This window comes from Streptomyces millisiae, assembly GCF_031845425.1.
In the GTDB taxonomy this organism is placed as follows: domain Bacteria; phylum Actinomycetota; class Actinomycetes; order Streptomycetales; family Streptomycetaceae; genus Streptomyces; species Streptomyces millisiae.
The window spans coordinates 13,170-26,920 of the sequence record NZ_JAVREM010000028.1 but is presented as its reverse complement, the minus strand read 5'-3'; the positions used below and the strand labels follow the sequence as shown (position 1 = coordinate 26,920).

The 13,751-nt window shown below is 72.1% G+C and carries 14 protein-coding genes and 1 tRNA gene; 14 read left to right on the top strand and 1 reads right to left on the bottom strand.

Translation table 11 applies throughout. The features are described 5' to 3' along the window. Positions 1-22 precede the first annotated feature (22 nt). The 3 genes from RNC47_RS20480 (at position 23) to RNC47_RS20470 (ending at position 2,801) form a co-directional block, all read left to right on the top strand. A tRNA-Val gene (locus RNC47_RS20480) sits at positions 23-94 on the top strand. Positions 95-195: 101 nt separating this feature from the next. Further along, positions 196-2,175, top strand: a complete 1,980-nt coding sequence (thrS, locus tag RNC47_RS20475) for a threonine--tRNA ligase (RefSeq protein WP_311600796.1) — start codon at positions 196-198, stop codon at positions 2,173-2,175. Positions 2,176-2,243: 68 nt separating this feature from the next. Continuing rightward, a complete protein-coding gene (locus tag RNC47_RS20470) occupies positions 2,244-2,801 on the top strand; it encodes an HIT family protein (RefSeq protein ID WP_311600794.1) in 558 nt (185 codons plus the stop codon). Between the two features lie 4 nt (positions 2,802-2,805). Here the strand turns inward: RNC47_RS20470 and RNC47_RS20465 are convergent, their stop codons facing one another. After that, positions 2,806-4,458: a hypothetical protein gene (locus tag RNC47_RS20465; RefSeq protein WP_311600792.1), complete on the bottom strand. Its 1,653-nt coding sequence runs from the start codon at positions 4,456-4,458 to the stop codon at positions 2,806-2,808. A gap of 243 nt (positions 4,459-4,701) precedes the next feature. Between RNC47_RS20465 and pgsA the strand changes: the two genes are divergently transcribed. The 11 genes from pgsA (at position 4,702) to yajC (ending at position 13,735) form a co-directional block, all read left to right on the top strand. After that, positions 4,702-5,382 carry a phosphatidylinositol phosphate synthase gene (gene pgsA / locus RNC47_RS20460; protein WP_311600791.1) on the top strand — a complete coding sequence of 227 codons (681 nt, stop codon included), beginning with the start codon at positions 4,702-4,704 and terminating at the stop codon, positions 5,380-5,382. After that, on the top strand, positions 5,379-6,347 hold the full coding sequence (locus RNC47_RS20455; RefSeq protein WP_311600789.1) for a phosphatidylinositol mannoside acyltransferase: 969 nt from the start codon (positions 5,379-5,381) through the stop codon (positions 6,345-6,347). The genes pgsA and RNC47_RS20455 overlap by 4 nt, the downstream gene beginning before the upstream one ends. An 8-nt stretch (positions 6,348-6,355) precedes the next feature. Further along, positions 6,356-7,516, top strand: coding sequence for a glycosyltransferase family 4 protein (locus RNC47_RS20450; protein WP_311600787.1), 1,161 nt, complete (start codon positions 6,356-6,358; stop codon positions 7,514-7,516). Between the two features lie 59 nt (positions 7,517-7,575). Next, positions 7,576-8,118 (top strand): LemA family protein, encoded by a 543-nt coding sequence (locus RNC47_RS20445; protein WP_311600786.1) that lies wholly within the window; start codon positions 7,576-7,578, stop codon positions 8,116-8,118. Between the two features lie 215 nt (positions 8,119-8,333). After that, positions 8,334-9,245, top strand: a complete 912-nt coding sequence (gene pdxS / locus RNC47_RS20440; RefSeq protein WP_311600784.1) for a pyridoxal 5'-phosphate synthase lyase subunit PdxS — start codon at positions 8,334-8,336, stop codon at positions 9,243-9,245. Positions 9,246-9,261: 16 nt separating this feature from the next. Beyond that, complete coding sequence (gene pdxT / locus RNC47_RS20435; protein WP_311600782.1) at positions 9,262-9,852, top strand: pyridoxal 5'-phosphate synthase glutaminase subunit PdxT; 591 nt, start codon at positions 9,262-9,264, stop codon at positions 9,850-9,852. A gap of 65 nt (positions 9,853-9,917) precedes the next feature. Continuing rightward, complete coding sequence (locus RNC47_RS20430) at positions 9,918-10,670, top strand: YebC/PmpR family DNA-binding transcriptional regulator (protein ID WP_132928787.1); 753 nt, start codon at positions 9,918-9,920, stop codon at positions 10,668-10,670. Positions 10,671-10,797: 127 nt separating this feature from the next. Continuing rightward, entirely contained in the window at positions 10,798-11,352 is a 555-nt protein-coding gene (ruvC, locus tag RNC47_RS20425) for a crossover junction endodeoxyribonuclease RuvC (protein ID WP_311600780.1), read from the top strand. Continuing rightward, a complete protein-coding gene (gene ruvA / locus RNC47_RS20420) occupies positions 11,349-11,957 on the top strand; it encodes a Holliday junction branch migration protein RuvA (RefSeq protein ID WP_311600778.1) in 609 nt (202 codons plus the stop codon). The genes ruvC and ruvA overlap by 4 nt, the downstream gene beginning before the upstream one ends. Positions 11,958-12,026: 69 nt before the next feature. After that, the gene (gene ruvB, locus RNC47_RS20415; RefSeq protein ID WP_311600776.1) at positions 12,027-13,103 is read left to right on the top strand and encodes a Holliday junction branch migration DNA helicase RuvB; all 1,077 of its coding nucleotides are present in this window, start codon (positions 12,027-12,029) and stop codon (positions 13,101-13,103) included. A 164-nt stretch (positions 13,104-13,267) separates the two neighbouring features. Next, on the top strand, positions 13,268-13,735 hold the full coding sequence (gene yajC / locus RNC47_RS20410; RefSeq protein ID WP_311600774.1) for a preprotein translocase subunit YajC: 468 nt from the start codon (positions 13,268-13,270) through the stop codon (positions 13,733-13,735). Positions 13,736-13,751 lie beyond the last annotated feature (16 nt).

Sequence of the window (13,751 nt, the reverse complement as noted above, 5' to 3'; positions counted from 1 at the left end):
CCGCAGGGCACAACACCCCAGGGGGCGATTAGCTCAGCGGGAGAGCGCTTCGTTCACACCGAAGAGGTCACTGGTTCGATCCCAGTATCGCCCACCCCGGGCAAGGCCGGTCCGCCGTCGATGCGGGCCGGCCTTCGTCGCGGTTCCCGTGGCCCGCCGGCCAGGGACACAGTTCAGACGAGTCAGGAGAGACCGGTGTCCGATGTCCGTGTGATCATCCAACGCGATTCCGAGCGGGAAGAGCGAGTGGTGACCACGGGCACCACGGCCGGCGACCTGTTCGCGGGGGAGCGCGCCGTCGTCGCGGCCCGCGTCGCGGGGCAGTTGCGCGACCTCGCCCACCCCCTGACCGATGGCGACGAGGTCGAGCCGGTGGAGATCACCTCGCCGGACGGTCTCGACATCCTCCGGCACTCCACCGCGCACGTCATGGCCCAGGCCGTGCAGGAGCTGTTCCCCGAGGCCAAGCTGGGCATCGGCCCGCCCATCAGAGACGGTTTCTACTACGACTTCGACGTGGACCGGCCCTTCCACCCGGAGGACCTGGGGCGCATCGAGAAGCGCATGCAGCAGATCCAGAAGCAGGGCCAGCGTTTCGCGCGACGCGTCGTGAGCGACGACGAGGCCCGCGCCGAACTCGCCGCCGAGCCCTACAAGCTGGAGCTCATCGGCCTCAAGGGCGCCGCCGCCGAGTCGGCCGAGGGCGCGTCGGCCGAGGTCGGCGCGGGCGAGCTCACCATCTACGACAACCTCGACCCGAAGAGCGGCGAGCTGTGCTGGAAGGACCTGTGCCGTGGCCCGCACCTGCCGAGCACCCGGCTCATTCCCGCCTTCAAGCTGATGCGCAGCGCCGCCGCCTACTGGCGCGGCAGCGAGCGTAATCCGCAGCTCCAGCGCATCTACGGCACCGCCTGGCCGACGAAGGACGAGCTGAAGGCGCACCTGGAATTCCTGGCCGAGGCCGAGAAGCGCGACCACCGCCGGCTGGGCGCCGAGCTCGACCTCTTCTCCATTCCCGAGGAGCTCGGCTCGGGGCTGGCCGTCTTCCACCCCAGGGGCGGCACCGTCCGCCGGGTCATGGAGGACTACTCGCGGCGCCGGCACGAGGAATCCGGATACGAATTCGTCAACACGCCGCACATCACCAAGGCCAAGTTGTTCGAAACCTCGGGTCATCTCCCGAACTACGCCGAGTCGATGTTCCCGCCCATGCAATTCGAGGGGCAGGAGTATTACCTCAAGGCGATGAACTGCCCGATGCACAACCTTATTTTCAAGGCGCGTGGGCGGTCCTATCGGGAATTGCCGCTCCGGCTCTTCGAGTTCGGCACGGTCTACCGGTACGAGAAGTCGGGCGTCGTCCACGGTCTCACCAGGGCCAGGGGCTTCACCCAGGACGACTCGCACATCTACTGCACCAAGGAGCAGATGCCGGCCGAGCTGGACGGACTGCTCACCTTCGTGCTGAACCTGCTCCGCGACTACGGCCTGAACGACTTCTACCTGGAGCTGTCCACCCGGGACGACTCGGACAAGTTCATCGGCGAGCCCGAGGAGTGGGCGGAGGCCACCGAGGTGCTCCGCCAGGCCGCGGGCAAGCAGGGCCTCGAGCTGGTGATGGACCCGGGCGGCGCCGCCTACTACGGGCCCAAGATCTCCGTCCAGGCGAAGGACGCCATCGGCCGCACCTGGCAGATGTCCACCATCCAGGTCGACTTCCAGCAGCCCAAGCGGTTCGGCCTGGAGTACACCGCGGCCGACGGCTCCAGGCAGCAGCCGGTGATGATCCACCGCGCGCTGTTCGGCTCCATCGAGCGGTTCTTCGCCGTCCTCCTCGAGCACTACGCCGGCGCCTTCCCGGCCTGGCTGGCGCCCGTGCAGGCCGTCGGCATCCCGATCGGCGACGCCCACGTGCCCTACCTCCAGGAGTTCGCGGCCGAGGCCAGGTCGCGCGGGCTGCGGGTGGACGTCGACTCGTCGGCCGACCGCATGCAGAAGAAGATCCGCAACGCCCAGAAGGCCAAGGTCCCGTTCATGGTGATCGCGGGCGACGACGACATGGCGCAGGGCGCGGTCAGCTTCCGCTACCGGGACGGCTCCCAGAAGAACGGCATCCCGCGCGCCGAGGCCATCCAGGAGATCGCCGACGCGGTCGAGCGGCGCGTCCAGGTGTGATTCCGGCGGCCCCCGGCCCCGCGCCTTCGGAGCGGGCCCGGGGGCCCGCCGGCGTCCCGTCACGCCATATGCTGGCCGGCATGACCAGCGAGCCGGAGCAGCAGATCGGGGTCGGGACACCGGACGCCTTCCAGCGGCTGTGGACGCCCCACCGGATGGCCTATATCCAGGGCGAGGGCAAGCCGACCGGCCCGGGCGCGGGGGACGGCTGCCCGTTCTGCGCGATCCCCGGCAAGAGCGACGAGGACGGCCTGATCATCAACCGCGGCGAGGCCGTCTACGCGGTGCTGAACCTCTACCCCTACAACGGCGGCCACCTGCTGGTGGTCCCCTACCGGCACGTCGCCGACTACACGGACCTCACCGCGGAGGAGACGGCCGAGCTCGCCGAGCTCACCAAGCGCGCCATGACCGCGATCCGGGCCGCCTCCGGTGCGCACGGCTTCAACATCGGCATGAACCAGGGCTCGGCCGCCGGCGCCGGCATCGCGCCCCACCTGCACCAGCACGTGGTGCCCAGGTGGGGCGGGGACGCCAACTTCATGCCCGTGGTGGGGCACACCAAGGTGCTGCCGCAACTGCTCGCCGACACCCGGCGGATGCTCGCGGCGGCCTGGCCCGCCTGACGGCTCACATGTTGTACTCGTCGGCCTTGGTCGGCGAGGGCGCCTGCACCGCGCCGCCGAGCGCCTGCGAGCGGCTGTCGAACGCGGAGGTGTCCACGCCGTTCTCGGCGAGCACCTTGAACGCGGCGGCGTGCGCCACCCGCAGCACCGGCGTCGCGGTGCGCAGCACGTCGTCCACCATGAAGCGGTGCTTCCACGGCGTCGTCGCCCACACGTGCCGCAGGCCGAACGGCTCGGGGAACGCGATGGTGCCGCCCCAGGCGTCGAGTCGCTTGGGGAACCAGGTCAGCGGGGCGCGGGCGGCGAGCCGCACCACCTCGGACACCTCGACGAGCGGCCGCGGGCGCTTCACCTTCTTCCAGGGCCGGATCGGGTCGCGGACCTCCCTGGTCTTGTCCGCCGGCTTCTCGCGGAAGAAGCCGTCGACCGGGCCCAGCGTGTACCCCGTGACCTCGATGCGCAGCGTGTGGTGCAGCACGGTCACCGAGATCATCATGGTGACGACCAGCTCGCCCTCCCAGAGCACGAACTGCACGCCCACGTAGTGCCGGTCGCCCTTGTCGTACTGCTGCTCGTTGCAGATCCGCTGCACCTCGATGTTGCTGAAGCTGTAGCCGTCCGCGTTGGGTCCTTCGGGCCGGGACACCTCGCCCGCGCCCTCGCCGACGTGGCGCACCACCCAGTGGGTGATGGAGGGCTTCGTGAAACCACCGGTGTGCAGCGGGCCGCGCTCCAGCAGCCGCAACTGGTCGCCGATGGCGCGGGCCACGTCCCAGCTGCGGAAGGGGTCGATCTCCCGGCCCGGGTCACGTGGTCGCAGCTCCTCGGCCAGTTGCCAGCTGCCCCAGCGCACGCCCATGCCCAATATGCCCTTGGGCCCGGCGTAGTAGGTCATGTTGCTGCCCTGCTCCGCCGCCAGCTTGGCCAGGCCGAGCCTGATCCGCTCCGCCTCCGCGTCGTTCGGGTTCTGCTGCACCGCCTCGGGGATCCGGGCCCCGGCGTCGCCGCCGCCCAACAGGTTGGACCAGTGGGTGCGCAGGTTGCGTGCCGTGCGTTCGCAGATCTGCTGGGCCAGGAACCAGCCGATGACGGGCGCCGGCAGCATGCTCCAGACGTATATCCGCAACACGCCGTCGAGCGGGGCACGGATCACCGCGACCGCGATCAGCACCGCGAGCAACCCGAGCACCAGCATGCCGAGGACGCCGGCGCGCCGGTCCTGGGACCCGGCGATCGTGCGACGCAGTTGGAAGAGGCCGAGCCAGATCGCCACACCGGGCAGGAAGAGCAAGCCGAAGGCGACCATGATGGCGGTCAGCTGCCGGTCCCGCTGCCGGCGGATGCGCTTGGCGTTGAGGGCGTGCTCCACCACGACCCCCGGTTCGAGGCCGAAGGACTGGATCAGCGGCTTGCGGTCGCCGGCCAGCATCCGGGTCTCGACGGCACGGGTCCACGCCTCGCCCAGGTCCGGCTCCAGCAGGCTGAACCGGCCCTTCTTCACCGTGGCCGCGTCGTTCGGCTTCTTGATCTCCTCCGGTGCCGTGTCCCGGTAGGCCACCGAGGCGATGGCGTGGCCGAGGCCGGTGCCGCCGCTCATGCCCGCGAGCGGCACCTGGGCCCCGAAGTCGAACTCCAACCCAGCGGCGTCCAGCGCCATTGGTACCCCCAGCTCGTCAACCGGTCTCGAACTCCAGCCGCCGTCAGGCCAGTTCCCGCCGAGCGGGCCGCACACACCTGACGGGTTCAGCCTAATGGCGGAAGGGCGTCCGATGGCCCGGAACGCCGGCACCGCCACCCGCCCGGGAACGGGCCCGGCGTCCTCCCGGCGGGCGGCGTGGCTACGATGGGCCCTCCGGTGGCCGCCCTCAGTCGCGCGGCCCGTGCGACCCCAGGGAAGGACATGCTCAACAAGTACGCGCGTGCATTCTTCACGCGTGTCCTCACGCCCTTCGCCGCCCTGCTGATCAGGCTGGGGGTGAGCCCAGACGCGGTGACCCTGGTCGGCACCGCGGGAGTGATGGCGGGAGCGCTGGTCTTCTTCCCCCAGGGCGAGTTCTTCTGGGGCACGATCGTCATCACCGCGTTCGTCTTCTCCGACATGGTCGACGGCAACATGGCCCGGCAGATCGGCACCTCCAGCCGCTGGGGGGCCTTCCTCGACTCGACCCTCGACCGGTTGGCCGACGCGGCGATCTTCTCCGGGATCGCCCTCTGGTACGCGGGCGAGGGCGACAACCTGATGCTCTGCGCCGTCACCCTGTTCTGCCTCGCCAGCGGGCAGGTCGTCTCCTACACCAAGGCGAGGGGCGAGAGCATCGGCCTGCCGGTGCGGGTCAACGGCCTCGTGGAGCGGGCCGAACGGCTGGTGATCACCCTGGTGCTCGCCGGCTTCGCGGGCTTCGAGACGACCTTCGACGTGCCGCACATCGGGGTCCTGCTGCCCATCGCGCTGTGGGTGGTGGCCGTCGGCAGCCTGGTCACCCTCGTCCAGCGGGTCGTGACGGTGCGCCGCGAGTCCGCCGAGGCCGACGCGGCCGCCGAGGCGGAGCGCGCCCGGGCCCAGGGGGGCGGTCCGGCGTGAGGGACCGGCTCACCGACGCGGCGTTCGGGGTCGGCTGGGGCGCCGTGAAGCGGCTGCCCGAGCCCGCCGCCATGGCCCTGGGGCGGCGGGTCGCCGACCTCGCCTGGCGGCGCCGGGGCGCCGGGGTGCGGCAGTTGGAGGCCAACCTCGCCCGGGTCGTGCCGGACGCGGACGCCCACGGCCTGCGGGAGCTGTCCCGAGCCGGGATGCGCAGCTATCTGCGCTACTGGATCGAGTCCTTCCGGCTGCCGACCTGGAGCGCCGAGCGCATAAAGGGTTCCTTCGCGCTGACCGACGTGCACCGCGCCACCGACCCGATCGCCGAGGGCCGGGGCGTCGTGCTCGCCCTGCCGCACATGGGCAACTGGGACCTGGCCGGCGCCTGGTTGGTCACCGCGCTCGACCTGCCGTTCGCCACGGTCGCCGAGCGGCTCAAGCCGGAGCGGCTCTTCGACCGGTTCGTCGCCTACCGCGAGAAGCTCGGCATGGAGGTCGTGCCCCACACCGGGGGTGCCTCGTTCGGCACCCTGGCCAGGCGGCTGCGGGGCGGCGGGATAGTGGCTCTGGTGGCCGACCGTGACCTGTCCAGGTCGGGGATCGAGGTGTCGTTCTTCGGCGAGCGGGCGCGCATGCCGGCCGGGCCCGCGCTCCTGGCCCAACAGACGGGCGCGCTGCTGCTGCCGGTGAGCCTGTGGTACGACGAGACCTCGGTGATAAAGGGCCGGATACACCCATACGTCCCGGTGCCCGAATCCGGCACCAGGGCGGAGAAGACCGCCGTCATGACCCAGGCCCTGGCCGACGTGTTCGCGACCGGCATCGCCGAGCACCCGCAGGACTGGCACATGCTCCAGCGGCTGTGGCTCAGCGACCTCGACGGGCCCCCGGGCGCCGGCGGGGCGCGGGCCGCGGCCGCGTCGGCGGCAGAGGCGCGCGAGGCGCCGGAAGCCAGGGAAGGAACGTAGACCACCGCATGAGGATCGGCATCGTCTGCCCCTACTCCTGGGACGTCCCGGGCGGGGTGCAGTTCCACGTCAGGGACCTGGCCGAGCACCTGATCCGGCAGGGCCACACGGTCTCCGTGCTCGCCCCCGCCGACGACGACACCCCGCTGCCGCCGTACGCCGTCTCCGCCGGCCGCGCCGTGCCGGTGCCCTACAACGGTTCGGTGGCCCGGCTCAACTTCGGCTTCCTGTCCGCCGCGCGCGTCCGTCGCTGGGTGCACGAGGGCGACTTCGACGTGCTGCACGTCCACGAGCCGGCCGCGCCCTCGCTCGCCCTGCTCACCTGCTGGGCGGCGCGCGGCCCGATCGTCGCCACCTTCCACACCTCCAACCCGCGCTCCCGGGCCATGGCGGCCGCGTACCCGATCCTCCAACCCGCCCTGGAGAAGATCAGCGCCCGGATCGCCGTCAGCGAGTACGCGCGCCGCACCCTGGTCGAGCACCTCGGTGGCGACGCGGTGGTCATCCCCAACGGCGTCGACGTCGAGTTCTTCGCGAGCGCCGAGCCGAAGGCCGAGTGGCAGGGCCGGACGATCGGCTTCATCGGCCGGATCGACGAGCCGCGCAAGGGGCTCCCGGTGCTGATGCGCGCGCTCCCCGCCGTCCTGGCCGAACACCCCGACGCCCGGCTGCTGGTGGCCGGGCGCGGCGACGAGAAGGAGGCGGTGGCCGACCTGCCGGCCGCCATGCGGGGCCGGGTCGAGTTCCTCGGCATGATCAGCGACGAGGACAAGGCGCGGCTGCTGCGCAGCGTCGACCTGTACGTGGCGCCCAACACCGGCGGCGAGAGCTTCGGGATCATCCTGGTCGAGGCCATGTCGGCGGGCGCCCCGGTGCTCGCCAGCGACCTCGACGCCTTCGCCCAGGTGCTGGACGGCGGCGCGGCCGGCGAGCTGTTCCCCAACGAGGACGCCGAGGCGCTGGCGGCCGCGGCCAACCGGCTGCTCGCCGACCCGGGCCGGCTCGCCGAGCTGCGGGAGCGCGGCAGCAGCCATGTGCGGCGCTTCGACTGGTCCACGGTGGGCGCCGACGTCCTGGCCGTCTACGAGACGGTCACGGACGGGGCCGGCGCCGTCGCCCCCGACGAGCGGGCCGGTCTGCTCGGCCGGCTCGGCTTCGCGCGCGACTGACGGCCGCCCGTGCCGGCCGGGGGCCGCGCGGCTCCGGCCGCCCGGTAGGGTGACCGGGCGTGACCACCGTCATCTGGATCGCCGTGGCGCTGCTGCTCGTCGGCGTCTATCTCAGCTGGACCGCGGGCCGGCTCGACCGGCTGCACGCCCGCATCGACGCCGCGCGCGCCGCGCTCGACGCGCAGCTGCTGCGCCGCGCCTCCATCGCCCAGGAGCTGGCCACCGCCGGCGTCTTCGACCCGGCCGCCTCCATGGTCCTCTACCAGGCGGCGCACGCGGCCAGGCTCGCTCAGGAGGAGCAGCGCGAGGTCGCCGAGAGCGAACTCAGCCAGGCGCTGCGGGCCGTGCTCGCGGAGACCGCCCAGGTGCGGGTCCTGCGGGACGCGCCGGGCGGGGAGGCCATGGTCGACGAGCTGGTCGCCGCCGTGCGCCGGGTCCCGATGGCCAGGCGCTTCCACAACGACGCGGTGCGCGCGGCCAGGGCCGTGCGGCGGCACAGGACCGTGCGTTGGTTCCGGCTCGCCGGGCACGCGCCGTTCCCGATGGCCTTCGAGATGGACGACGAGCCGCCGACCTCCCTGACCAGGCACGCCACCGCGTAGCACCCGGCGGCGCACCAGGCCACCGGGTGGGGATTGGCCCTTTCCGACCGGGCCACTCGTCGGGTTCCATGGATCGCCGTGGTCCCGGGCGTGCGCGCCGGCCCTCCGGATTCGCGTTCGAACGGGCCTACGATGGTCGTATCGGGTGTTTTTCATCCGGTTCCACCGATCGTTTCCCGCATGTCAACGCCGAGCCACCGAGTGAGGTCGCCACCGTGAGCACGTCCCCCGCCACCGCCCAGACCCCCGAGACCGGCACCGCGCGCGTCAAGCGCGGCATGGCCGAGCAGCTCAAGGGCGGCGTGATCATGGATGTGGTCACGCCCGAGCAGGCCAGGATCGCGGAGGACGCCGGGGCCGTGGCCGTGATGGCCCTGGAGCGGGTGCCGGCCGACATCCGCAAGGACGGCGGCGTGGCCCGCATGTCCGACCCGGACATGATCGACGGCATCATCGAGGCCGTCTCCATCCCGGTGATGGCCAAGTCCCGCATCGGGCACGTCGTCGAGGCCCAGGTGCTCCAGGCGCTCGGCGTCGACTACATCGACGAGTCCGAGGTGCTGACCCCGGCCGACGAGGTCAACCACACCGACAAGTGGTCCTTCACCACCCCCTTCGTCTGCGGCGCCACCAACCTCGGCGAGGCCCTGCGCCGCATCTCCGAGGGCGCCGCCATGATCCGCTCCAAGGGCGAGGCCGGCACGGGCAACGTGGTGGAGGCCGTGCGTCACCTGCGCCAGATCAAGGGTGACATCGCGCGGCTGCGCGGCCTCGACAACCACGAGCTGTACGCGGCCGCCAAGGAGCTGCGCGCCTCCTACGAGCTGGTCAAGGAGGTCGCCGAGCTCGGCAAGCTGCCGGTCGTGCTGTTCTCGGCCGGCGGCGTCGCCACCCCGGCGGACGCCGCGCTGATGCGTCAGCTCGGCGCCGAGGGCGTCTTCGTCGGCTCCGGCATCTTCAAGTCGGGCGACCCGGCCAAGCGCGCCGCCGCCATCGTCAAGGCCACCACCTTCTACGACGACCCCAAGGTCATCGCGGACGTCTCGCGCGGCCTCGGCGAGGCCATGGTCGGCATCAACATCGACGTGCTGCCCGAGGGCGAGCGCTACGCCTCCCGCGGCTGGTGAGCGGGGGATCGTGCACGTGACTTCCCCGGTCATCGGAGTCCTCGCCCTGCAGGGCGACGTCAGGGAGCACCTCGCCGCGCTCACCGCGGCCGGCGCCGAGGCGCGGCAGGTCCGCCGCCCGGCGGAGCTGGCCGCGGTCTCCGGCCTGGTCATCCCCGGCGGCGAGTCCACCACCATCTCCAAGCTGGCCGACGCCTTCGGGCTGCTCGAACCGCTGCGTGAGCGGGTGCGCGCGGGGATGCCGACCTACGGATCCTGCGCCGGCATGATCATGCTCGCCGACAAGATCCTCGACCCTCGCTCAGGGCAGGAGACCGTCGGCGGCATCGACATGATCGTGCGGCGTAACGCTTTCGGGCGGCAGAACGAGTCCTTCGAGGCGGCCATCGAGGTCGCCGGCGTCCCGGGCGGGCCGGTCGACGGCGTGTTCATCCGCGCCCCCTGGGTGGAGTCGCTGGGCGCCGCCGCGCGGTCCGTCGCCACCTTCGAGGGGCGTACCGTCGCCGTCCGCCAGGGCAACCTGCTGGCCACCGCGTTCCACCCGGAGCTCACCGGCGACCACCGGGTGCACGCGATGTTCGCCGACATGGTGCGCGCGGCGGGGTAGTCCGCGGCCGGTAGGATCACCACGTCGGTTTGAAGAATAGGTGACATCTCTGAAGGAGCAGCGCTGTGTCCGGCCACTCCAAGTGGGCAACCACCAAGCACAAGAAGGCCGTGATCGATGCCAAGCGTGGCAAGCTGTTCGCCAAGCTGATCAAGAACATCGAGGTCGCGGCCCGCACGGGCGGCGCGGACCCGGACGGTAACCCCACCCTCTTCGACGCCATCCAGAAGGCCAAGAAGAGCTCGGTGCCGAACAACAACATCGACCGGGCCGTCAAGCGCGGCGCCGGTCTGGAGGCGGGCGGCGCCGACTACCAGACGATCATGTACGAGGGCTACGGCCCCAACGGCGTCGCGGTCCTGATCGAGTGCCTGACGGACAACCGCAACCGCGCGGCCTCGGACGTCCGGGTCGCCATGACCCGCAACGGCGGCTCGATGGCCGATCCCGGCTCGGTCTCCTACCTGTTCAACCGCAAGGGCGTGGTGATCGTCCCCAAGAACGGCCTCTCCGAGGACGACGTGCTGGGCGCCGTGCTGGACGCGGGGGCCGAGGAGGTCAACGACCTGGGCGAGTCCTTCGAGGTGGTCAGCGAGGCCGGCGACCTGGTCGCGGTGCGCACCGCCCTGCAGGACGCGGGCATCGACTACGACTCCGCCGAGGCGGGCTTCCTGCCCACCATGCAGGTCGAGCTCGACGAGGACGGGGCCCGGAAGATCTTCCGGCTGATCGACGCCCTCGAGGACAGCGACGACGTGCAGAACGTCTTCGCCAACTTCGACGTGGCCGACGACGTCATGGCCCGCGTCGAGGCCTGAGTCCCGCCTCGTGGGCCCGCGGCCGGCGCGGGCCCGCCCGGTCCCACGGATTGTCAGTGCCGCCCGGTAGCCTCCCAGTCAGCTGATCGGGCGTGCCTGATCGACCAGGGCGAACGAGGGAGGGCCGGTGCGGGTACTTGGGGTCGACCCGGGGCTGACCCGCTGCGGGGTGGGCGTGGTGGACGGCACCGCGGGCCGCCCGCTGCGGATGGCCGCGGTGGGTGTGGTCCGCACCCCGGCGGAGGAGGAGACGGCGCGCCGTCTGGTCCTCATCGAGCGCGGCATAGACGCCTGGTTGGACGAGCACCAACCCGAAGTCGTCGCCGTGGAGCGGGTGTTCAGCCAGCACAACGTCAGTACCGTGATGGGCACCGCACAGGCGAGCGCCGTGGCGATGCTGTGCGCGGCCCGGCGCGGGCTGCCCGTCGCGCTGCACACCCCGAGCGAGGTCAAGGCGGCCGTCACCGGCAGCGGCCGGGCCGACAAGGCCCAGGTCGGCTCCATGGTGGTGCGGCTGCTGCGGCTCGACGCGATGCCCAAGCCCGCCGACGCCGCGGACGCCCTGGCGCTGGCCATCTGTCACATCTGGCGCGCCCCCGCGCAGAACCGTCTGCAGCGCGCGGTGGCCGCCGCCCGCCGGGGCCCCGTCCCGCCGAGTCCGAAGGGCATCTCCCCGTCATGATCGCCTCCGTCGCAGGGCCGGTCGCCGCCCTCGGCCCCGACACCGCGGTGGTCGAGGTGGGCGGTGTCGGCATCGCCGTCCACTGCACCCCCGGCACCCTGGCCGGCCTGCGGGTCGGCGAGCCGACCAGGCTCGCCACCTCGCTGGTCGTCAGGGAGGACTCGCTCACCCTCTACGGCTTCGCCGAGGAGGACGAGCGCACCGTCTTCGAGCTGCTGCAGACCGCGAGCGGCGTGGGCCCCCGGCTCGCCCAGGCCATGCTGGCCGTGCACTCGCCGGACGCGCTGCGGCGGGCGGTCGCCTCGGGGGACGAGAAGGCGCTCACCGCCGTGCCCGGCATCGGCAAGAAGGGTGCCCAGAAGCTGCTGCTCGACCTCAGGGACCGGCTCGGCGAGCCGGTCGGCCGGCCGGGCGCCCCGGCCGCCGCGGCCGCCGTCGGCTGGCGCGACGAGCTGCGGCAGGCGCTCGTCGGCCTCGGGTACGCGCCGCGCGAGGCGGAGCAGGCCGTCGAGGCGGTGACCCCGCTCGCCGAGGCGGACGGCGCCGAGCCCGCGCTGCCCCGGCTGCTGCGGTCCGCCCTGCAGAGCCTCAACCGCGCCAGATAGCGCGCGGCCCGGCCGGGACCGACCGGGACCACCGCACCGAGACCACCCGCGTCGAGAGGGAAGACCGGCATGCCGCAGCAGCCGAGCTGGGACGAGGACACGAGCGAGGGCGGTGAGCGCCTGGTCGGCGCCGCGGCCGACGGGGAGGACCTGGCGGTCGAGGCCGCGCTGCGTCCCAAGGACCTCGGCGAGTTCGTCGGACAGACCCGGGTCCGCGAGCAGCTTGACCTGGTGCTGCGCGCCGCGCGGGCACGCGGCGGCACCGCCGACCACGTGCTGCTCTCCGGCGCCCCCGGGCTCGGCAAGACCACCCTCTCCATGATCATCGCCGCCGAGATGGGCGCCCCCATCCGGATCACCTCGGGCCCGGCCATCCAGCACGCCGGCGACCTGGCCGCCATCCTCTCCTCGCTCACCGAGGGCGAGGTGCTCTTCCTCGACGAGATCCACCGGATGTCGAGGCCGGCCGAGGAGATGCTGTACATGGCCATGGAGGACTTCCGCGTCGACGTCATCGTCGGCAAGGGGCCGGGGGCCACCGCCATCCCGCTGGAGCTGCCCCCCTTCACCCTGGTCGGCGCCACCACCAGGGCCGGCCTGCTGCCGCCGCCGTTGCGCGACCGGTTCGGCTTCACCGGGCACATGGAGTTCTACGCGCCGACCGAGCTCGAGCGGGTGCTGCACCGCTCGGCCGGGCTGCTCGGGGTCCACATGACCGACGAGGGGGCGGCCGAGATCGCCGGCCGCTCCCGGGGCACCCCCCGCATCGCCAACCGGCTGCTGCGCCGGGTGCGTGACTACGCGCAGGTGCGGGCGGACGGCGTGGTCACCCAGGAGGCCGCGGCCCGCGCCCTCGCGGTCTACGAGGTGGACGAGCGGGGTCTCGACCGCCTCGACCGCGCGGTGCTGCTGGCGCTGCTGAAGCTCTTCGGCGGGGGCCCTGTGGGCCTTGCCACGCTGGCCGTCGCGGTGGGGGAGGAGCGTGAGACAGTGGAGGAGGTGGCCGAGCCCTTCCTCGTCAGGGAGGGGCTGCTCGCCCGCACTCCGCGGGGCCGGGTGGCGACCCCGGCCGCCTGGCGTCATCTGGGCATGGAGCCGCCCCAGCAACCCGCCTCGGGCGGACAAGAGGGATTGTTCGGGCCGTGAGGGCGCGGATTTCCCCTCGGGGAACTCCGATAGCATCCGAGGCGTTGTTCCCCCGGTGCAGCCTCGCCTAGACTCCGCCGATGCCGTCCGATTTCGAGGGCGGCATGCCCCCACCCCCGAAAAGCGGGCCGCGACAGCGGTCATACAAAGGAAATTTCTCCATCGTGGATATCGCGTTTCTGTTCCCTTTCATTCTGCTCATCGGCGTCATGTTCCTGATGACGCGCTCGGCCAAGAACCGGCAGCGTCAGGCCATGGAGATGCGGGACGCGATGGAGCCGGGCACCGGTGTGCGGACCATCGGCGGCATGTACGCCCAGGTCAAGGAAGTGCGTGACGACACCGTGCTCCTCGAGATCAACCCCGGTGTGCACGCCCTCTTCGCGAAGAACGCCATCGGCGCCGTGCTGGACGCCGACGAGTACGAGCGGATCGTCAACGGCGAGACCGAGGACGAGGAGACCCCCGTCGTCCCCGACGACGCCTCGTCGCTGATCGAGAGCGACGACGACGCCGGCGACGACCGGGTGGAGCTTGGCAAGGACGAGGCCAAGGACGACGCCAGGGCCGAGGCCAAGGCGGAGGAGTCCCGCAAGGACGACGGCGAGAGCGGCTCCAGGTCCGACAGCTGAGGGCGACGGCACCGGG

Excerpts from the sequence above, each read along its gene's own strand:
- RNC47_RS20470 (WP_311600794.1), top strand. The coding sequence starts at position 2,244 with ATGCTGGCCGGCATGACCAGCGAGCCGGAGCAGCAGATCGGGGTCGGG.
- RNC47_RS20465 (WP_311600792.1), bottom strand. The coding sequence starts at position 4,458 with ATGGCGCTGGACGCCGCTGGGTTGGAGTTCGACTTCGGGGCCCAGGTG.
- pgsA (WP_311600791.1), top strand. The coding sequence starts at position 4,702 with ATGCTCAACAAGTACGCGCGTGCATTCTTCACGCGTGTCCTCACGCCC.
- RNC47_RS20450 (WP_311600787.1), top strand. The coding sequence starts at position 6,356 with ATGAGGATCGGCATCGTCTGCCCCTACTCCTGGGACGTCCCGGGCGGG.
- ruvA (WP_311600778.1), top strand. The coding sequence starts at position 11,349 with ATGATCGCCTCCGTCGCAGGGCCGGTCGCCGCCCTCGGCCCCGACACC.
- ruvB (WP_311600776.1), top strand. The coding sequence starts at position 12,027 with ATGCCGCAGCAGCCGAGCTGGGACGAGGACACGAGCGAGGGCGGTGAG.